We start from the raw sequence: 18,729 nt of genomic DNA, 5'->3' as shown, positions 1-18,729 counted from the left end.
CATGCTGGCCCTGACCCTGGTAGCGCTCCAGGCCCAGGCCGAACCCGAGGACAAGCCCCTGCGCCTGTACAACTGGGCCGACTACTTCGCCGCCGATACCCTGGCGCGCTTCACCGCCGAAACCGGGATCAGGGTGATCTACGACGTGATGGAGGGCAGCGAAGTGCTGGAAGCCAAGCTGATGACCGGCGGCAGCGGCTACGACCTGATCTTTCCCGGTGACACCGTGGCCGAGCGCCTGATGCGCGCCGGCAGCCTGCAGGCCCTGGATCCGGCCCGGCTGACCGGCCAGGACGACATCGAGCCCGGCCTGCAGAAGTTGCGCGCCCAGTACCCCGGGGCCCGCCAGGCCACGGTGCCCTACACCTGGGGCACCATCGGCCTGACCTACAACGCCCGGCAGATTGCCGAGCGTCTGCCCGACGCCCCGGTCAACAGCCTGGACCTGTTGTTCAGGCCGGAGCTGGCGGCGCGCTTCGCCGATTGCGGAATTTCCCTGATCGACTCGCCGGACGAGGTGCTGGCGGTGGCGCTTCACTACCTGGGGCGCGACCCGCGCAGTGCCCGGCCCGAGGATCTGCGGGCCGCCGGCGAGCTGCTGGGCAAGCTGCGGCCCTATATCCGCAAGTTCCAGTCGCAGCCGGTGACCGACCTGGTTAATGGCAACCTGTGCCTGTCCCTGGGCTACAGCGGCGACATGACCCAGGCCCAGCGCGCCGCCGACGCCGCAGGCAAAGCGGTCGAGTTCCAGTACCGCATTCCCCGGGAAGGCACCACGGTGTGGATGGACACCATGGCGATCCCCAAGGATGCGCGGCACCCGGAATATGCCTATGCCTTCATCAACTTCGTGACCCGACCAGAGAACATGGCGGCCATCAGCAACTTCACTGGCTACCCCACGGCCAATGCCCGGGCGCGGCCAAGTGTCGACCCGCAGATGGGCAACAACCCGGATATCTACCCGGATGCCGCCACCTTCGAACGCTTGATTCCCGGCCGCGACATTCCCCAGGCCGATATGCGGGCTCGAATGCGCACCTGGACCCAGTTCAAGACGGCCACCGCTGCCCGCCACTGACCGGGCGCCATGCGGTTCGCCGGCAAACCGGCTCCTACACTCCCGGGTAGGAGCCGGCGTGTCGGCGAGGGCCCGCGCCGCACCCCCGAACCTTTTCATGCAATACCTTCGACAAGAGAACCGTCCAATGCCCACCCGACGTCAACTGATCAAACAGGCCTCCTTGCTGGCCGCTGTCGCCGCCATGCCGGCCTTCGGCCTGGGGCCGCGCAGTGCCCGGGCCGGGGAGCAGGGCCACTGGTACCTGCCCGATGAAGGCGACCGGCAGCAGCGGGCCTTCATGGCCTTTGGTGCCCAGGAGGCCATCTGGGAAGACTTTACCGGCGACGTGCAACAGGCCCAGGGGCGGATCGCCCGGGCAATTGCCGCCTATCAACCCCTGACCCTGTTCTGCCGGGCAGAGGAGCGCGGCCTGGCCGAGCAGTTGTGCGGCTCGCACAACATCACTTTTGTCAGCACCGAACTGGACGACATCTGGATGCGCGACATCGGTGCCAACTTTGTCGTCGATGGGGAAGGCGGATTGGGCGCGGTGGACTTCAACTTCAATGGCTGGGGCAACAAACAGCGCCACGCCAGGGACGCCCGGCTGGCGCGGCAGATGGCCGACGCTGCAGGCGCCCGTTATCTGCGCAGCGAACTGGTGGGCGAGGGCGGCGGCATCGAGGTGGACGGCCACGGCACCGGGATCATGACCCAAAGCAGCTGGATCAACGGCAACCGCAACCCGGGCTGGAGCCAGGCCGAGGTCGAAGAGGAACTCAAGGCTTGCCTCGGCCTGCGCAAGATCATCTGGCTACCGGGGATCAAGGGCCGGGACATCACCGATGCCCATGTCGACTTCTATGCGCGTTTCGTCAGGCCGGGGGTGGTGGTGGCCAACCTCGACAACGATCCCGACTCCTATGATCACTCGGTAACCCTCGAGCACCTGGAGATCCTGCGAGCCGCCAGTGACGCCGATGGTCGCAAGCTGCAGGTGCATACCCTGTCGCCGCCGATGAATCCCCGGCAGAACCGCTTCAGTCGGGGCAACCCGGAGTTCGCCGCCGGCTACATCAACTATTTCGTGATCAATGGGGCGGTGATCTCACCGCAGTTCGGTGACCGGCAGGCCGACGCCAAGGCCCATAGCCTGCTCGCCAGCCTGTATCCCGGGCGGCAGGTGATCCAGCTGGATATCGACGCTATCGCCGCAGGGGGCGGCGGCATTCACTGCGTGACCCATCAGCAGCCCGGGCTGTGAGGGTTTGGGCAAAGTGGTCTGTTACAGATGGCAGAATTGGCCTGATAAAATCCGCCACTCACGCACTAACCTGCGCACTCTTCAATAACCGGGGCTGATCCCGGTGTGGATGATCAAGAGGAGCGCGCAATGAGCGATCAACAACCCGCGGTGACGGTACGGGCGATTCAGCCTGGGGATTACGAACAATGGCTGCCGCTGTGGCTGGCCTATCAGGATTTCTATCAGGTGACGCTGAGCGAAGAGGTCAGCCGCCGCACGTTCGAGCGTTTCCTCGATTCGCGGGAACCGATGTATTCGGCGGTGGCGGTGCAGGACGATGAAGTCATCGGCTTCGTCAACCTGTTGTTGCACCGTTCGACCTGGGCCGTCGGCGACTTCTGCTATCTGGAAGACCTGTACGTGGCCCCGTCGATTCGCGGCAGCGGGGCGGGGAAACTGTTGATCGAGTGGGTGCAGGCCTTTGCCCGGCAACACCAGTGCGCTCGTTTGTACTGGCATACCCAGGAGAGCAACAAGCGGGCGCAACGGTTGTATGACTGGGTGGCGCACAAGCCGGGGGTGATCGAGTATCGGATGGAGTTGTAAGGGCCTGGCTGGATGCCCGTTGCTGCAGCAACGGCTATCCAGCCAGGATCAAGGCCTATGCCCCATGCCGAAATACCAGTGCCTTGAGCCCGCACTGCGGATCCGCATCCGGAAACTCCGGCGGGTTCTCCAGCCGCTGTTCAAAGCGCAACCCTGGCGCCGCTTCGGCCATCCCCTCCAGAAGAAAATCCACGCTAAACGCCGGATCATTCATGCATGCCAGGACGCAACCATCGGCCGTGAGCAACTCCGGCAGGCGCCGCAGCACCCGCGCATAGTCCTTGCCGAGGACAAAGCTGCCTTTCTGGAACGACGGCGGGTCGATGATCACCAGGTCATAGGGCCCGCCCTGCTTGACCTTGCTCCAGGACTTGAACAGGTCATGGCCGAGGAAGCTCACCCGGCTGGTGTCGTGGCCGTTGAGCCGGTGGTTGTCGCGGCCGCGGCTCAAGGCCGCCCGGGACATGTCGAGGTTGACCACCCGCTCGGCGCCGCCGGCAATCGCCGCCACCGAGAAGCCGCAGGTATAGGCAAACAGGTTCAGGACATTCTTGCCCCGGGCATTGGCCCGCACCCAGTTGCGCCCGTAGCGCATGTCGAGGAACAGCCCGTTGTTCTGCTTGCTGCCCAGGTCCACCTGGTAGCGCAGGCCTTCCTCGGTGATGGTGCAACTGTCGATGGCCTCGCCCAGCAGCCACTCGCCACGGCTGTCGGGCAGGTAGCGGTGTTGCAGCATCAGGCTGCGGGCGCCGCTGGCCACCCATTGCGGGGTCGAGCCCAGGTCCGCCAGCAACTGCTGCAGGGCTTCGAGTTGCCCGGCTTCGGGTTCCTTGAACAAGGACACCAGCACTACCCCCTGCAGCCAGTCCACGGTCAGCTGTTCCAGCCCCGGCCAGCAGCGGCCGCGGCCATGGAACAGGCGCCGGGTTTCGCCGGGCGCGGCGGCCAGGGCGGTCAACAGATGCTGGTTGAGGGTGGCGAGGGCGAGAGGGGTCATCAGCGGGGCCGGTCATTTTTTCGGGGCGGCATTTAACCACGGGCAGCAGCCCGCCCGCCAACCAGCAATTGCTGCTGGCTGGCGGCCGCCTGCTGTCGGGCCAGGGGCTTATCGGCACGTGTTTCAACGCGAATCTCGACAGCGGTGGTGATGGCGGGCGACTGCACGCCAAGGGCGACGGGTTTGAACCGTGCCGCACGTCGAGCAGGCTGCGCCCGTTCGCTCTTGCCCCTTGCCCCCGCTAGAGAATGGCGTTTGCCCATTTCTGGGTGCCGGCCAGGCGGCGCTTGACGCTGTCGATGCGCCATTGGCCGGCAACCCGCTTGACCACGAAGCGATGCTCGTAGCACAGCGCCCGGGACGCCGGGTCGCGCACCAGCACTTCGGCCTGGGCGGGCTTGAGCAACTGGCAGTCCAGTAGCTCGTCGGCCTCGGCGTGGGTCGTGGGGTAACCATAGGAGGCTCGCGGATAGGCCCGCGGTCGCAGGGTACAAAAACGTTCGAGCAACTGTTGCGGTTCGGCCCAGAAGGCGGCGTCGAGCGCCTCGTGGCCCAGGGCATTGCCGCGCTGTTCCCAGGCGTACAAAGCCAGGGTATAGGCCCGCACCTGGGTGACCGGATCTGCGCTGCTGTCAGTGCCAGGCACCAGCGGCGGCCAGGGCAGGGAAGGGGCCGGTGCAGGCGCTGGCGGTGCCCCGGTACCGGCCTGCTCCAGCTGTTGCATGACCTGGGCATGGCCATTTTCTTCGGCCAGGGACCAGGCGTTGCGTTGCTGGAAATCCACGGGCGAGGGGTTGGCGCCGGCCTCGAGCAGCAAGGCAACCATTGCCTCGTGGCCAGCCTGGGCGGCGTTCATCAGGGCGGTGCGTTGCAGTTCGGGGCTGGCCTGTTCGAGCGCTGCGCCATGGGCGATCAGCAACTCGGCCAGGGCGGTGTCGCCGTGGCTGGCGGCCCAGGCCAGGGGGCTGTAGCCCAGGGCCTTGCACGGCTGCAGGACATTCGCGCCGCGCGCCAGCAGCAGCGCCACGGCCGGCCGGTGCCCGGCGATAGTGGCGGCCAGCAAGGCCGTGCGGCCGGTGCCCTTGTGCTGCCATTCAAGGTCCGCACCCGCATCCAGCAGGCGCTCGAGAGCAGCAAGGTCGCCGCGCGCAGCGGCTTTTTCCAGGAGATGGGACAAGGTCGGAAATCCGTTCGGTCAGGGGGCAGTTGCCGCCGCATGGTAGCGCTCTGGGGCCAGGTTCTGCCACGCCCGGGCTACTCCACGCCCCGGTTCCGGCAGGCCGGGCGCGCCGGGCTCTACTGCGATACGCGACGCCGGCGTGGGCAGGGGCTGTTTCGAGCGTCGCGGGTGGGGAGGGGGGAGGCTCATGGACGCCTTGCGGGGGCTTGCGTAGGATGGCGCGTTCGCGCTCTACGTCGTTGCAGCCAGCGCTGCAGCCTCCCTTGCCAACAGGAGTCCATGATGTTCAAGGCCATTGTGATCGACAAAGACACTGCAGGTTATCGCGCCCATCTGCGCGAGCTGGAGGAGGCGCAACTGCCTGAGGGCGATGTCACGGTCCGGGTGGCCTACAGCACTCTGAACTACAAGGACGGCCTGGCAATCACCGGCAAGAGCCCGGTGGTGCGGCAGTTTCCCATGGTCCCCGGTATCGACTTGGCAGGCACCGTCGAAGCCAGCAGCCATCCGCGCTTTCGCCCGGGTGAGCAGGTGCTGCTCAATGGCTGGGGCGTGGGCGAGAGCCACTGGGGCGGGCTGGCGCAGAAGGCCCGGTTGCAGGGCGACTGGCTGATCCACCTGCCTGAAGCCTTCAGCGCGCGCCAGGCCATGGCCATCGGCACCGCCGGCTACACCGCCATGCTCTGCCTGATCGCCCTGGAGCGCAGCGGCCTGACCCCCGAACACGGCGAGGTGCTGGTCACCGGTGCCAGCGGCGGGGTCGGCAGTTTTGCCATCAGCCTGCTGTCGCGCCTGGGCTACTCGGTGATCGCCGCCACCGGGCGTTCGGAGGAGGCCGACTACCTCAAGGCGCTGGGCGCCAGCCGCATCATCGAGCGCGCCGAGCTGTCCCAGGCGGGGCGTCCGCTGGCCAAGGAACGCTGGGCGGCGGCCATCGACTCGGTGGGCAGCCATACGCTGGCCAACGTCTGTGCCGGCACCGCCGCCGATGGCCTGGTGGCCGCCTGCGGGTTGGCCCAGGGCATGGATTTCCCGGCCTCGGTGGCGCCCTTTATCCTGCGTGGGGTGAGCCTCTTGGGGATCAACAGCGTGACCCGTCCCTATCACGAGCGGGTGCATGCCTGGGAACGCCTGGCCGCCGAGGTGGACCAGCAGCACCTGCAGCGGATCACCCGCGAAGTGGGCCTGGAAGAGGCCCTGACCGTCGCCCACGAGTTGCTTGAAGGCAAGGTTCGCGGGCGGGTGGTGGTCGACGTCAACCACTGATATAAACCCCGGGCCGCGCTGTCGGAACGCCGTGCACGGCCTGGGTTGCTACATGTTTCAGGTCCGACGCGAGCCCCGTGCCACGGGGCTTCTTCGCGGCCCTTCGTCCTCTTGATCCGAGGTTGCCTGTTTCATGTCCATTTCCCCTCAGCGCCCCCTCTGGCAGGTGTACCTGGTCTTCCTCCTGCCCATGGTGCTGTCGAATTTCCTGCAGTCGTTTTCCGGCACCCTCAACGGTATCTACATTGGCCAGTTGCTGGGCACCCAGGCGTTGGCGGCGGTGTCGGGGATGTTCCCCATCGTGTTCTTTTTCATTGCCCTGGTGATCGGCCTGGGGGCCGGCGCCTCGGTGCTGATCGGCCAGGCCTGGGGTGCTCGGGAGCTGGATGCGGTGAAGTCGGTGGCCGGCAGTACCCTGATGCTGGGGGCCTTGATCGGCCTGCTGGGGGCGGTGCTGGGCATGCTCTTCGCCCGCCCGGCCCTGCAGGGCCTGGGCACACCGGCCGATGTACTGGACGACGCAGTGGGCTATGCCCGGGTGATGATGCTGATCATGCCGCTGCTGCTGGTGTTCGTGCTCTACACCCAGTTGCTGCGGGGTGTCAGCGATACCCTGTCGCCCCTGCTGGCCTTGATGGTCTCGACCCTGGCGGGGCTGCTGCTGACCCCGGCGTTGATCCGTGGCTGGCTGGGCCTGCCGCCCATGGGTATCCAGAGCGCGGCCTTCGCCGGGCTGGCGGGAAATATCCTGGCCATGGGGTTTCTGGTCTGGCGCCTGAGTGGCCGCGACCACCCCCTGGCCCCGGACCGGGCGCTGTTCGCGGCGCTGCGGCTGAACCGGGCGATACTCGGCAAGGTGCTGCGCATCGGCCTGCCCACCGGCGTGCAGATGGTGGTCATCTCGCTTTCCGAACTGGTGATCCTGGCCCTGGTCAACCGCCACGGTTCCCAGGCCACGGCGGCCTATGGCGCGGTGACCCAGATCGTCAACTACGTGCAGTTCCCGGCGCTGTCGATCGCTATCACCGCCTCGATCCTCGGCGCCCAGGCCATCGGCGCCGGGCGCCTGGAGCGCATCACCCCGATCCTGCGTACCGGGCTTGCGATCAACCTGTGCCTCACCGGCGCCCTGGTGCTGCTCGGCTACCTGATTTCCCACTGGCTGCTGGGCCTGTTCATCATCGACCCGGCAGCCCTGGTGCAGGCCCAGCACCTGCTGCACATCATGCTCTGGAGCATCCTGGTGTTCGGTTTCCAGGCGGTGGTCGGCGGCATCATGCGCGCCAGCGGCACGGTGCTGGTGCCGGTGGCGATCTCGATCTTCTGCATCCTTGGGGTGCAGGTGCCGGCGGCCTATGTGCTGGACGCGCATTTCGGCCTGCAAGGGGTGTGGATGGCGTTCCCGGTGGCCTACCTGACCATGCTGGTGCTGCAGGTCTGCTACTTCAAGCTGGTGTGGCGCCACAAGGAGATCCAGCGCCTGATCTGAAGCCCGCGCTCAAGCGCCGCCGGCCAGTGGCTGCCGGGGCGGGCGCAGGTCGCGAACCACCAGGTACAGCAAGGGCCCGATGGAGACGAAGACCGCCGTCAGCAGCAGATAGGGCAGCACCGAACGCCAGGAGCGCCCACGGGCGCGGGCGTCTCCCAGCATCCACGCAGCCGCCAGCAGCGCCATCAGGTACAGGTCGATCACCACTTGTGCGGTGTCCGGGCGCGACAGCAGTTGCAGGCCGAATTGCAGCAGCGACTGTTCGGCCTGGAACAGGCAGTACAGGGTGTAGGCACTGAAGCCCAGTAGAGCCAGCAGGGCGGGGTAAGGGTGGCGCATGGCGCAGTCCTCGATCAGGGATGGGCTGGGTGTACGGCGCGGCGGTTGCGGGTGGCCAGGCCCAGCAGCAGATACAGCAGGCCGGCTGCGCCACAGCCAAAGATCAGGCTTTGCGACAGCAGGGAGTCGAACAGGTACAGCTGGTCGTCGCGCAGGCGTTGATGCAACCCGGCATGCACCAGGGCGAGCGCCGCCAGCCACTGGCGGGCAAGCTCGCGCACGCGACGGCGCCGATGGCCGCACAGCTGGACCAGCCCGGCACACAGGGGGACGTGCAGGGCAATGAACAGGTGCTGCCCGAGCAGGGGGTCGAGGTCGCGCAGGCCATACAGCAGGCGCCATTCACGCTGCGCCACGGCATCCAGCTCATGGCCGGCGAACAGCCCGATGCAGAGTCGCCATAGTGTGTTTTTCACGGTGAAAATCCTTGAACAAGCGGGAGCGAACAGGCTAAGTGGCAAGCCTGTTGTCACTCAATGACCCCCCAGGTCATAGACAGCGGGGCGCTTCAGGCTGTCAGCTGGGGCGGCGCGACTTTCACTTTCAAGGATTGAACAGCGATGACTTCCAACCAGCAGGCTCCCGGCGCAGGCCGGGTGCTCCGCGTGGCCGGGCCCGATGATGTGCCGGCCATGCTCGAGTGCGACACCTATGCCCAGGCCCACGCCAGCCGGGGCGATGCCGTACGCGTGGCGGTGGGCCGTGGCCAGGGTTGGGTGGAGGTGGCGGCCGGCCGGGTCGTCGGCTACCTGCTGCTGAACCATGACTTCTTCGACCATGGCTTCGTGTCCCTGGTGGTGGTGGCTCCGGGGCAGCAACGCCAGGGCGTGGCTCGGCGCTTGCTCGGCGCCGCCGAGCAGGCTTGTCGCACGCCCCGGCTGTTCATCTCCACCAACCAGTCGAACCTGGCGGCCCGGGGCCTGATTGCCAAGGCCGGTTTCCAGCCCAGTGGGGTGATCGAGAACCTCGACGAGCAGGACCCCGAGCTGATCTTCTGCAAGCGTGTGGGCTGAGCCGGGATGCCTGTGCCCGACAGCGGTCGCGCCGCCATGCCATGCACCCTTGAAGCTCCCCGCGCCGGGCCCTTGCCAGTGGGCGCACAGTTGCGCCAGTTACGGCGCCAGGCGCGCTTGAGCCAGTTGGACCTGGCGTTGCAGGCGGGGATTTCCCAGCGCCACCTGAGCTGCGTCGAGACCGGCCGCGCCCAGCCCAGCCCGGCCTTGCTGGATGCGCTGCTGACCACCCTGGACACCCCCTTGCCCCAGCGCAACCGGGTGTTCCTCGCCGCGGGCTATGCGCCGCGCTATGCCGCCTTGCCCCTGGCCGACCCCGGCCTGGCGCCGGTGCGCGCAGCGCTGATGCACCTGCTCAAGGCCAACAACCCGGCGCCAGCGATCGTCATCGACAGTGGCTGGCAGGTGCTGGCGGCCAATCAGGCTACCGCGGCGCTGTTCCAACTGCTGGGGTTGTCGCAACACGCCATGGAACAGGGCTTCAACCTGTTGACGGCCCTGCTGGAGCCCGGTGGTTTCGGTGACTGCCTGATCAATGCCGAGGAGGTGCGCCAGGTGGCCTGGCAGCGGGCCTCCCGGGAAGCCATGGGCGACCCCGGCTTGGCGGCGCTGTTGGCCGGCCTGCCGTTCCCCGGAGAGTCGCCGGCGACCCCGAGCCCGGCCGAGCCGTTGCTGCTGACCCGGGTGCGCGGGCCCGGGGGCGAGCTGCGTTTTCTGTCCACCTTCACCACCTTCGGCATGCCCCAGGACATTACCGTGGCGTCGCTGCGCATCGAACACCTGATTCCCGCTGACGAGCCGACCTGGCAGGCCCTGACCCTGGCCTGCGAATGCCTGGGCGAACTGGAACCGGGTTAGATCGCCAGGGCCCGGGCCGGCAGCCCCTGGGCGCTCGCCAGCGCCGGCAATGCCCCGGCGAGCACCATGCGGGTCAGGGTGGCCGCGACGCTCTGGAAGTCCCTGCTGGAGGGCTGGGCTACGCCGCTCATCAGGGCGATCTGCCAGCCCAGGGTAGGGTAGGTCTGGGTCGCCGCTCCTATGAACAGCAGCAGGTGCTCCGGGGCGATGGTACGGATCTGGCCGCGTTCGGCCCAATTGCGCAGGCAAGCGATTTCGCTGCGGTTCTGCGCCTCCAGGCTTTCACGCCAGGCCTCTGGCAACTGCTGCGCGCCGTGCAGCAACTCGCTGCAGAGAATCTTCGAACGCAGGGGGAAATCCTCGACGATCTGCATCCGCGCCTCGATGTATGCCTGCAACGCCTGCGCCGGATCGGCCTCCGGGTGCAGCAGCCGCGACGCCTGGTGCAAGGGTTCCAGCAGGGGCTGCAGGACTTCGGCGTAGAGGTTTTCCTTGGTGTGGAAGTAGTAGTACAGGTTGGCCTTGGGCACCCCGGCGCGCAGCGCGATATCCAGGGTCTGGCAGGCACTGAAGCCCTTGGCGGCGAACTCGTTGCGGGCGGCATCGAGGATCAGTTGCCGATGCCGCAGGCGCGAGCGGCGTTCCTGGCGGGCTGGCGCTGGCACCCGGGGCGCTGCCGAGTCGGCCTCAAGCGCCTGCGGGGGCGGGCAAAACGGGGTGGATGAGGGGCAGTGCATGGGCAAATCTCGGGGGTGTGAAATCGCAATATACAAAAGTATATAGCGAAACACCTGCCTCAGGCGCCGGCGCTGCTGTCTCGGCTGTTTCGTAGAGGAGCGAACAGAGGAGGCAAGGCCGGAACGGTGCGCCGTTCCGGCTGGCGGCAGGCTCAGGCGCGGCGCTTGCGCAGCCAGCGTCGGGCCAGGTAGCCGTAGACCCAGAGGTTGATCAGCAGCACCAGGCTGCCCAGCCACAGCTGAATGCCCGGGGTCAGCCCGGCGGGGTAGATCAGCGGGATCAGGTAATGCTCGATGAAGCCGGCGCCGTAGCCGTCCTGGCCGGCGGCGTGGCGCAGCAGGTTTTCCCAGCGGGTCAGCGGGCACTCCAGGTGCAGCACTTCCACTGCCACGCCCCAGGCCGCGGCGGGCAGGTGCAGCAGCATCAGCCGCGGGTGGCGCAGCACCAGCAGGCCGCCCAGCAGCACGAAGACGATAAAGGACAGGTGAAACAGCACCAGGCTGTCGGCGGCAATACGGTAGAGCATGGGGGTTCCTTGTAGGGGGCAAATCCGTGGCGCAGGCGCCGGGGCGCAATATACCGAGGGCCGGTGGGCGGTGGCAGTGTTTCTTCGTGGTGCAGGAAAAAAGCCCGGCTCGCAATCGATCGGGCCCGCCTTTGCGCTACCTATACTGCTGGAACGCCAGGGCGACCTGTCGAGCCTGGCGCGGCCTTTGCGGGAGGTACATGCCTTGCGGCCAACGATGCTCTGCTGCCGCCACGGGGTCCTGGTGCTGATGCTGGTGCTCGCCGGCTGCGCCCATCGGGTTCCCGAGCCGGTGGCCGCGATGCCGGTCAGCCCGGCCACCTGGCGCCAGGTCAACCATGAACTGCTGGAAGCCTCCCGCAGCGCCACTGAACAGGCCGAGGTCTATGCCCAGGGCTCCATGGAGCACTGGCGGGCCCGGGTCTACCAGCAGACCGAGGAAAACTTCATTCCCTGGTTCAGTGGCTACTGGACCCAGGAATGGCTGTCGCTCAAGGTCGGCTGGTATTCCCTGAACGATAAAGGCGACGCCGGGCAAGCTTCCCGGCGCCTGGCGGCCTACTTGCAGGAGCAGTACCAGGAACGGGTGCTGGCACCGGTGGCGCTGGAAGTCGATGCCGATGCGATCACCGGTGAGGCCATGGAGTTCTATGTGCAGTTGCTGCGCCAGCAGCTGGCGCAGATCCGCAGCCGTTACCCACTGCCGGCACCGCAACTGGAACTCCATCTGGACCAGGTGCTGGCCATCGACCTGGGGCCGGCCCCCGAGCAGCGCGCCTCCTTGAACCAGTTGATACGGGCCGAGCCCATTGCCCGCTTGCCCGCCTATGGGCCCTTGCTGCAGCAGATCCATGGCGCCCCGACCGGCGAACAGGGAGCGCCGGCCCCGGGGGTGTCCCAGGTGGCGCAGGTGACCAGTGACAAGCTCCAGGCCCAGTTCGCCAGCCGCAGTGTGGCCGGTGCGGTGGCGGCGGCGGTGGGGCGGGTGGCCGGCGCGCTGATTTCGGTGGGAGTGGCCGGGGTCCGGGCGCTGGTCCAGGACCATGACCGGGAAGACCTGCAGGCCCAGACCCGACGGGACCTGGGCGCGGCCTTTGATCAGGCCTGGTCCAGGCAGTTGCATGACCCCGAGCATGGGGTCATGGCCGGGGTGTATTACCTCGGCCAGCAGCTCGAACGCCAGTTGCAGGCGCCGCTGGTCAATGAGGACGCCGGCGATGGCCGGGGCCCCTGAGCCCGTCCCGGCGGTTCAGCCGCGGGTGGCCTCGGCACCAGGATCCAGCGGCACTTCGTAGTCACTGACCCCGGCCGCATGGCGCCCGGCGATGTAGCCGAAGGTCATGGCCGGCCCCAGGTTGATACCGCCGGAGGGATAAAAGCCGCCCATCACGCTGGCCATGTCGGTGCCTGCGGCATACAGCCCGGGGATCGCCGTGCCGTGCGAATCCAGCACCTGGGCCTGGGCGTTGGTCTTGAGCCCGGCAAAGGTGCCGAAGCTGCCGGGCAGCACTTTCACCGCATAGAACGGCCCCTGTTCGATGGGCGCCACGCAGGGGTTGGGCCCGGGATACAGGGCGTCGCCCTGCTTGCGATTGTAGGGCGTCGAGCCGCGGCCGAACTCGGGGTCCTGGCCGTTGCGGGCATGCTGGTTGAATGCCTGCACCGTGGCCGCAAGGCCCTGGGGGTCGATGCCGCACTGGCTGGCCAGGGCCTGGATGGAGTCGGCCCGTACCAGGTAGCCGCTGCGCACCAGCGGCCCCACCGGCAGGGGGAAGGGCCGGGCATAACCCAGGCCGTAACGGCGCTGGAAGCGGTGGTCGCAGATCAGCCAGGACGCCACTTCCTCGCCCGCGGGAACCGCCTCCAGCATGGCCGCGGTGTAGTCGTAGTAGCCGTCCGCCTCGTTGACGAAACGCTTGCCGTTGGCCAGCACGCCGATCAGCCCGGGTTTGGCCCGGTCGATGATGTGGGGAAAGTGGCCGATGCTGCCGTCGGCATGCCGCACCCGAGAGACGGGGGCCCAGGCCACCGGGCTGGCAAGGTCCGTGGCCAGCACGGCACCGGCCTGTTCGCCGAGGCGGATGCCGTCGCCGCAGCAACTGCGCGGCGGCAGGGCCAGGTGCTCGTCCGGCCCCGGGGCACGGGGAAACAACGCCTGGCGCCGGGGCAGGTCATTGGCGAAGCCGCCGGCGGCCAGCAGCACTCCACGCCGGGCGCGGATTTCCCGCGGCCCCTCAGGCGTGTCCACCAGGGCGCCCTGCACGCCCTGGCTATCGCGCAGCAGCGAGCGGGCCGGGGTGGACTCCAGCAGGTTGACCCCCAGGTCCTCGGCGGACTTGCCCAGCCGGCCGATCAGCGCCACGCCGTTGACCAGGTGCATGGCCCGGCCGTGTAGCGCCAGGTCCCGCAGGTGGCGGGCAAAGCGCCCGGCCACATGCAGCAGCGACCTGAAGGAACGGGTCATGCTGAGAAAGGCCCCGAGGTCGGCCCCGGCCATGATCGGCATGCCCAGGAACGAGGTTTCCCGCAGGGTCTTGCGCAGCCGTTTGAGCAGTGGGCCGATGGCCCGGGCGTCATACGGCGCGGCGATCACCTGATGGCCCTCGATCCCGGCCCCGGGCACCTGGCCGTGGATATCCGGGATGCCATTGCCGTCGACGAATTGCAGGGCCGTGTGCTGTTCGAAGAAGGCCACCATCTGCGGCCCGTTATCCAGAAAGGCGTCGATGCGTGCGGCATCGTAGCGCTCCCCCAGCTCATGCTTGAGGTAGGTGCGCGGTTGCTGAGGGTTTTCATGGATGCCGGCGCGGCGTGCCAGGGGATTGCCCGGCACCCACATCCAGCCGCCGGACCAGGCGCTGGCACCGCCAAAAGTGGAATCCTTTTCCACAACTATCACCTTCAGGCCATGCCACGCGGCGGTCACCGCACAGGCCAGGCCGGCGGCGCCGGAGCCGATCACCAACAAGTCACAATCCAGGGGCGGGAGGGTTGCAGCGGGAACGTCGCTCACAATGACAGGGCCTTTTTCGATCAGTGAGATAAAATGGAACTATGTTCCATTTTTATGGAAAACTATTCCACACTGCTCAGGACGCTGTCAAACCGTCCCGGAGTTTCAGGCTACGGTTCTCAGGACGGCATCGAGCGCAGCCACGCCAGAACCCGATGGGCGCCATGGGCCAGGGCGATCTGCCAGCAATCGGCGCCTTCGCGATCCTGGCGCTGTGGCTCGCCGCCGGCTGCGAGCATGGCCTTGAACAGCTCCAACTGGTCGTCTTCGGCCGCCAGCATCAGTGGGGTCCGGCCGGCGCAGGGGTAGTCGTGGACAGCGTTGGGGTCGGCACCGTGGTGCAGCAGCAGGTGCGCGATATGCATCAGTTGCCCGGGGTCGCAGCGTTCACTCTGCAGTTCCAGGAGAATTTCTAGCACCTGTTGATACAGCGGGTGTCCGGGTGGTATGGGCATCCGTTGCCCGAAGGTTCCGGCGCTGCTGCCCAGGGTCCGGCGCAGGACTTCGCGGCTGACCGGGTCCTGTTGCCCGATCCTTTCGAGTACCAACTCCAGTGTCTTGTCCGGGCGTTGCACCTGGCACAGCTTTCCGAGGCAGTGATACAGCGGGGTCAGCAGCGGATACAGCCCTCGCGCGTCGGCCGAGGCGCCCATCTGCAGAAGTCGGGCCGCCAGTTCGGCATCCCCCATGTCGATGGCCTGTATCAGGGGCGTCAGTTGTTTTCTGCGGGTGCGGCGGTCGAGGGTAGCGACGGCATGAGGCCGGGCCAGGAGCAGGTCGAGGGCGCCACGCTGGTTTCTATCGTGGGCGTATTGCAGGGCGCACAGCAGCGCCGAGCCAGCGGCCTCGTCGCCCGGGTTGACGTCGGCACCGGCCTGCAACAGCGCACTCACCGCATCGGCCTGACCTTCGGAGGCGAACCACAGCAATTGCGGATAGCGACGCTTCTGGCCGTCCAGGGCATGCACGGTGATCACCCGGTCGGGGCGCTTCAGGTCCACCTTGATCCGGGCGATCTCGGCAGGGTCGAAAGCCAGGAAGGGCCGCTCCACCTGCAGTTCCTGGCGCTCGGCCTGGGGGAACAAACCCTGCGGCGGGAACAGCCGTGCGAAGACCTGTTTCAACTGAATGATTTCCCAGTCACTGATCACCGGGCCCTGCTCCATGCCCAGGGTGCTGAACAGTCCCAGCACCACGGCCTGATGTTTCATGCGCTTGAGCAGGATCTTGTCCTCCAGCGCCGCCGCCAGGCTCAGGGCTTCCTCCAGCAGGCCGAGCTGCAAGGGCCCGGCGCGATACAGGGCCGCGTCCAGGGCCTTGGCGTAATGCCGCAGGGCGGCAGGGAAGTTGCCCGAGAGCAACTGCCAGCGGCCCTCGTACCAGGCACTGAAATAGCCGGTGCGGTGATCTTCGTCATAACGGGTTTGCAGGGTGATGAAGTCGTCCAGCATCTGCCGGGTTCGGGCCTGGCAGGTACTGTCCTTGTCTCGGCTCGGGTCAAGGTGTTCGCTCAGCCATCGGGCCCCGGGTTTGAGGATGTTCAGGCGCTGGCCGGCCGCCAGATTCAGGCGCCGCAGCGCCTGCCGGCCGCTGTCCGGGGTGGGCATCAGCAACAGGGCCTGCAATACCGGCTGGCGAAAAGCTCCGCGCCCGGCGCCGAGCAGCTGTTGATCGAGGTAGCCAAGGGCCCGGCCAATCACCAGCCAGCGCCCCAGGTTGCGCACCAGCAGGGGCGGGCTGGCGGCCTGTTCCAGGGTCTTGAGCAGGACCTTGAGGCTCGACAGGTCGGCCAGCCGCGTGCCGTTGTGCCAGCGGGCCAGTTGGTCACGGGCATCCTTGCTCTCGGGATACAGGCGCTGGGCCAGTTGCTGGAGCGAGTCGCCACTGTGCTGCTGATACCACTGCAAGACCTGCCCGAAGGCCGTCTGGTCCGGGTCCAGAAGTTGCCCCAGGTTCGGGCCGCCGAAGCGTTGCTGCAGTTGCTGGAGGAAGCCGCCGACCAGGCCGGCATAGTGTTCGACCAGTGCCGGTAATGCCTGCTCGCGGCTCAGGCTATCGAGCTCCACGTTCTTGATCAGATCCAGGTAGTGCGCCTGCAGATAATCGATGAAGGCTTCCACGTACTGGGCGAACTCGCAGTCCAGCTGGGCCAGGGGTTCGATCAGCAGGTCACGCTTGATCGCGGGAAACAGGCTCCAGTCGTGATCGCTGTCTGCCAGCCTGGCCAGTTGCTTGCGCCGCGTTGGGTCGCTGGCCTTGGTATCGAACGCGGCGGTCAGCAGTTGGTAGCACTCACCCAGGCTGGGAAAGGGGGAACGGGCTATCGGCATTCGAGCCTCCGCAGCATCATTTTGAAGTTTTGCAGTGCCCGGCAGTCGCTGGGTGTGCAGGGCACAGGGATCGAGCCCTTGCCTGGGGCAGTGAGCTTCCCATGGCATTTGCCATGATGGAACAGCCAGCCCAGACGTAATTGCTGGCGGACCAGCCGGGCGATGTCCTTGTCATTGCTGTAATGGGTCATGTCGGCCTCCTGGCCTGACCCCACCGGCGAAGGCCGGTGGGGCGCGAGAGGATCAAGGATTGGCGTTTTTTGCCGCGGCGCGTTCGGCCCGGGCAGCGAAGCTGTCCGCCGCCACCTGGCCGTTGCCGGCCTTGGCGGTGGTGCTGGCGATACGCGAAGCTGCCGGCTGGTTCATCGGCGAGGGCTTGGCAGAAGGGGCTTTTTTAGCCATGTGAGTCATCTCCTTTAGGTACCGCCGGAAGTGGCAGTGAGGCGATAGTACTCAGGCAGTGAATGATGGGCGGCGGCGCCGGTGGCGCAAAAAAAACGAAAAATACTTACCCCCAGGCACGGCCCGCCAGAGGGGCGTTGCAGTGGCATGGAGCAGGACCGGACGCGTGGCGAACGGTACCGATCGGGTAAAAAAAAGCCGCGCTCCCAGGCAGGGAACGCGGCGTTGTTCAAGGCGGCAGGGCAGGGCTCAGTTGACCACGCGGTAGCACGGTACGTAGGCGGCGCCGCCGGGCAGCTTCATGCGGTGCTGCTCGACGAAGGCTTTGAGCAACTGGTCCAGGGGCTGCATGATCGCCGGGTCGCCGTGGATGCTGTACGGGCCCTTCTGCTCGATCAGGCGAATGCCCTGGTCCTTGACGTTGCCGGCGACGATGCCGGAGAACGCACGACGCAGGTTGGCCGCCAGTTCGTGGGGCGCCAGGGCATGGCTCAGTTGCAGGTTGGCCATATTCTCGTGGGTAGGATCGAAGGGACGTTGCAGGCTCTCGTCGATCTTCAGCAGCCAGTTGAAGTGGAAGGCGTCGTTGCGTTCGCGGCGGAACTGCTTGACGGTCTTGAGCCCCTCGGTCATCTGCCGCGCCACTTCCGGCGGGTTGTTGATGATGATCTGGTAGTGCTGGCGCGCCGCTTCGCCCAGGGTTGCCAGGACGAAGGCGTTGAGCTGCTCCAGGTAGGGCGCCGCGCTCTTGGGGCCGGTGAGGATCACCGGGAAGGGCAGGTCGCGGTTGTCCGGGTGCATCAGGATGCCCAGCAGGTAGAGGAACTCTTCCGCGGTGCCGGCGCCGCCGGGGAAGATGATGATGCCGTGGCCGACGCGGACGAAGGCTTCCAGGCGCTTCTCGATGTCCGGCAGGATCACCAGCTCGTTGACGATGGGGTTCGGCGCCTCGGCGGCGATGATCCCCGGCTCGGTCAGGCCCAGGTAGCGGCTGCCGCTCATGCGCTGCTTGGCGTGGGCGATGGTGGCGCCCTTCATCGGGCCCTTCATCACGCCCGGGCCGCAGCCGGTGCAGATGTCCAGTTTGCGCAGGCCCAGCTCGTGGCCGACCTTCTTGGTGTACTTGTATTCCTCGGTATTGATCGAGTGGCCTCCCCAGCACACCACCATCTTGGGCTCGACGCCGGGGCGCAGGGTGCGGGCGTTGCGCAGCAGGTGGAAGACGTAGTCGGTGATGCCCTGGGAGCTGTCCAGGTCAATGCGCTGGCTGTCCAGTTCGTTCTCGGTGTAGACGATGTCGCGCAGGGCGCTGAAGAGCATTTCCCGGGTGCTGGCGATCATCTCGCCATCAACGAAGGCATCGGCTGGCGCGTTCAGCAGTTCCAGGCGTACGCCGCGATCCTGCTGGTGAATGCGCACTTCGAAATCGTGGTAGGCGTCGAGGATGGTCTTGGCGTTGTCGACGTGGGCGCCAGTATTGAGGATGGCCAGGGCGCACTGGCGGAACAGGGTATAGATGCTGCCGGAACCGGCGGCGCTGAGCTGTTGCACTTCACGTTGCGAGAGGGTCTCCAGGCTGCCTTTCGGGCTCACCGAAGCATTGATCACTTGTCTTTGCGGCATTCATCCATTTCCTGAAAGCGACGCCACCGCGCCGTGTACG

The 18,729-nt window shown here is 66.8% G+C and carries 19 protein-coding genes; 8 read left to right on the top strand and 11 right to left on the bottom strand.

Going from position 1 to position 18,729, the window contains the following annotated elements; all coding sequences use genetic code 11:
- Nucleotide 1 precedes the first annotated feature (1 nt).
- The 3 genes from BLS75_RS06925 to BLS75_RS06915 all read left to right on the top strand — a co-directional run bounded on the left by BLS75_RS06925 (nt 2) and on the right by BLS75_RS06915 (nt 2,915).
- Complete coding sequence (locus BLS75_RS06925) at nt 2–1,081, top strand: extracellular solute-binding protein (RefSeq protein WP_072452462.1); 1,080 nt, start codon at nt 2–4, stop codon at nt 1,079–1,081.
- A 127-nt stretch (nt 1,082–1,208) separates the two neighbouring features.
- Nucleotides 1,209–2,327, top strand: coding sequence for an agmatine deiminase family protein (locus tag BLS75_RS06920; RefSeq protein WP_072452348.1), 1,119 nt, complete (start codon nt 1,209–1,211; stop codon nt 2,325–2,327).
- A 129-nt stretch (nt 2,328–2,456) separates the two neighbouring features.
- Nucleotides 2,457–2,915: a GNAT family N-acetyltransferase gene (locus BLS75_RS06915; protein ID WP_072452347.1), complete on the top strand. Its 459-nt coding sequence runs from the start codon at nt 2,457–2,459 to the stop codon at nt 2,913–2,915.
- Between the two features lie 55 nt (nt 2,916–2,970).
- On the opposite strand, the gene BLS75_RS06910 is transcribed toward BLS75_RS06915, so the two are convergent.
- Nucleotides 2,971–3,912, bottom strand: coding sequence for a class I SAM-dependent methyltransferase (locus tag BLS75_RS06910; protein ID WP_011060737.1), 942 nt, complete (start codon nt 3,910–3,912; stop codon nt 2,971–2,973).
- Nucleotides 3,913–4,153: 241 nt separating this feature from the next.
- Nucleotides 4,154–5,089 (bottom strand): ankyrin repeat domain-containing protein, encoded by a 936-nt coding sequence (locus BLS75_RS06905; RefSeq protein WP_072452345.1) that lies wholly within the window; start codon nt 5,087–5,089, stop codon nt 4,154–4,156.
- A gap of 285 nt (nt 5,090–5,374) precedes the next feature.
- Between BLS75_RS06905 and BLS75_RS06900 the strand changes: the two genes are divergently transcribed.
- A complete protein-coding gene (locus tag BLS75_RS06900; protein WP_072452344.1) occupies nt 5,375–6,358 on the top strand; it encodes an acrylyl-CoA reductase (NADPH) in 984 nt (327 codons plus the stop codon).
- 133 nt (nt 6,359–6,491) lie between these two features.
- Nucleotides 6,492–7,847, top strand: a complete 1,356-nt coding sequence (locus tag BLS75_RS06895; protein WP_011060739.1) for an MATE family efflux transporter — start codon at nt 6,492–6,494, stop codon at nt 7,845–7,847.
- A gap of 9 nt (nt 7,848–7,856) precedes the next feature.
- On the opposite strand, the gene BLS75_RS06890 is transcribed toward BLS75_RS06895, so the two are convergent.
- Entirely contained in the window at nt 7,857–8,186 is a 330-nt protein-coding gene (locus BLS75_RS06890; protein ID WP_011060740.1) for a DUF2834 domain-containing protein, read from the bottom strand.
- A gap of 14 nt (nt 8,187–8,200) precedes the next feature.
- Entirely contained in the window at nt 8,201–8,602 is a 402-nt protein-coding gene (locus BLS75_RS06885) for a DUF6713 family protein (protein ID WP_072452343.1), read from the bottom strand.
- Between the two features lie 144 nt (nt 8,603–8,746).
- Between BLS75_RS06885 and BLS75_RS06880 the strand changes: the two genes are divergently transcribed.
- Together BLS75_RS06880 and BLS75_RS06875 are read left to right on the top strand one after the other, a co-directional pair.
- The gene (locus BLS75_RS06880) at nt 8,747–9,199 is read left to right on the top strand and encodes a GNAT family N-acetyltransferase (protein WP_072452342.1); all 453 of its coding nucleotides are present in this window, start codon (nt 8,747–8,749) and stop codon (nt 9,197–9,199) included.
- Nucleotides 9,200–9,205: 6 nt separating this feature from the next.
- Nucleotides 9,206–10,057 carry a helix-turn-helix domain-containing protein gene (locus tag BLS75_RS06875; protein WP_072452341.1) on the top strand — a complete coding sequence of 284 codons (852 nt, stop codon included), beginning with the start codon at nt 9,206–9,208 and terminating at the stop codon, nt 10,055–10,057.
- Here BLS75_RS06875 and BLS75_RS06870 read toward each other — a convergent pair.
- Complete coding sequence (locus BLS75_RS06870) at nt 10,054–10,722, bottom strand: TetR/AcrR family transcriptional regulator (RefSeq protein WP_072452340.1); 669 nt, start codon at nt 10,720–10,722, stop codon at nt 10,054–10,056. The two genes, BLS75_RS06875 and BLS75_RS06870, sit on opposite strands and share 4 nt — an antisense overlap.
- 224 nt (nt 10,723–10,946) lie before the next feature.
- Complete coding sequence (locus BLS75_RS06865) at nt 10,947–11,321, bottom strand: DUF2784 domain-containing protein (RefSeq protein WP_011060745.1); 375 nt, start codon at nt 11,319–11,321, stop codon at nt 10,947–10,949.
- A gap of 205 nt (nt 11,322–11,526) precedes the next feature.
- Between BLS75_RS06865 and BLS75_RS06860 the strand changes: the two genes are divergently transcribed.
- The gene (locus tag BLS75_RS06860; protein WP_239690645.1) at nt 11,527–12,555 is read left to right on the top strand and encodes a hypothetical protein; all 1,029 of its coding nucleotides are present in this window, start codon (nt 11,527–11,529) and stop codon (nt 12,553–12,555) included.
- Between the two features lie 15 nt (nt 12,556–12,570).
- Here BLS75_RS06860 and BLS75_RS06855 read toward each other — a convergent pair whose 3' ends face one another.
- The 5 genes from BLS75_RS06855 to ppnN all read right to left on the bottom strand — a co-directional run bounded on the left by BLS75_RS06855 (nt 12,571) and on the right by ppnN (nt 18,689).
- Nucleotides 12,571–14,334, bottom strand: a complete 1,764-nt coding sequence (locus BLS75_RS06855; protein ID WP_065363751.1) for an FAD-dependent oxidoreductase — start codon at nt 14,332–14,334, stop codon at nt 12,571–12,573.
- A gap of 119 nt (nt 14,335–14,453) precedes the next feature.
- Nucleotides 14,454–16,664: an ankyrin repeat domain-containing protein gene (locus tag BLS75_RS06850; RefSeq protein WP_072452338.1), complete on the bottom strand. Its 2,211-nt coding sequence runs from the start codon at nt 16,662–16,664 to the stop codon at nt 14,454–14,456.
- Nucleotides 16,655–16,855 (bottom strand): hypothetical protein, encoded by a 201-nt coding sequence (locus BLS75_RS06845; RefSeq protein WP_072452337.1) that lies wholly within the window; start codon nt 16,853–16,855, stop codon nt 16,655–16,657. The genes BLS75_RS06850 and BLS75_RS06845 overlap by 10 nt, the downstream gene beginning before the upstream one ends.
- A 52-nt stretch (nt 16,856–16,907) precedes the next feature.
- A complete protein-coding gene (locus tag BLS75_RS32360; RefSeq protein ID WP_174394982.1) occupies nt 16,908–17,066 on the bottom strand; it encodes a hypothetical protein in 159 nt (52 codons plus the stop codon).
- A gap of 249 nt (nt 17,067–17,315) precedes the next feature.
- The gene (ppnN, locus tag BLS75_RS06840) at nt 17,316–18,689 is read right to left on the bottom strand and encodes a nucleotide 5'-monophosphate nucleosidase PpnN (protein WP_072452336.1); all 1,374 of its coding nucleotides are present in this window, start codon (nt 18,687–18,689) and stop codon (nt 17,316–17,318) included.
- Between the last annotated feature and the right edge of the window lie 40 nt (nt 18,690–18,729).

The organism is Pseudomonas sp. NFPP12, assembly GCF_900103205.1.
GTDB lineage: Bacteria > Pseudomonadota > Gammaproteobacteria > Pseudomonadales > Pseudomonadaceae > Aquipseudomonas > Aquipseudomonas protegens.
This window is presented reverse-complemented; position numbering and strand designations above follow the sequence as displayed.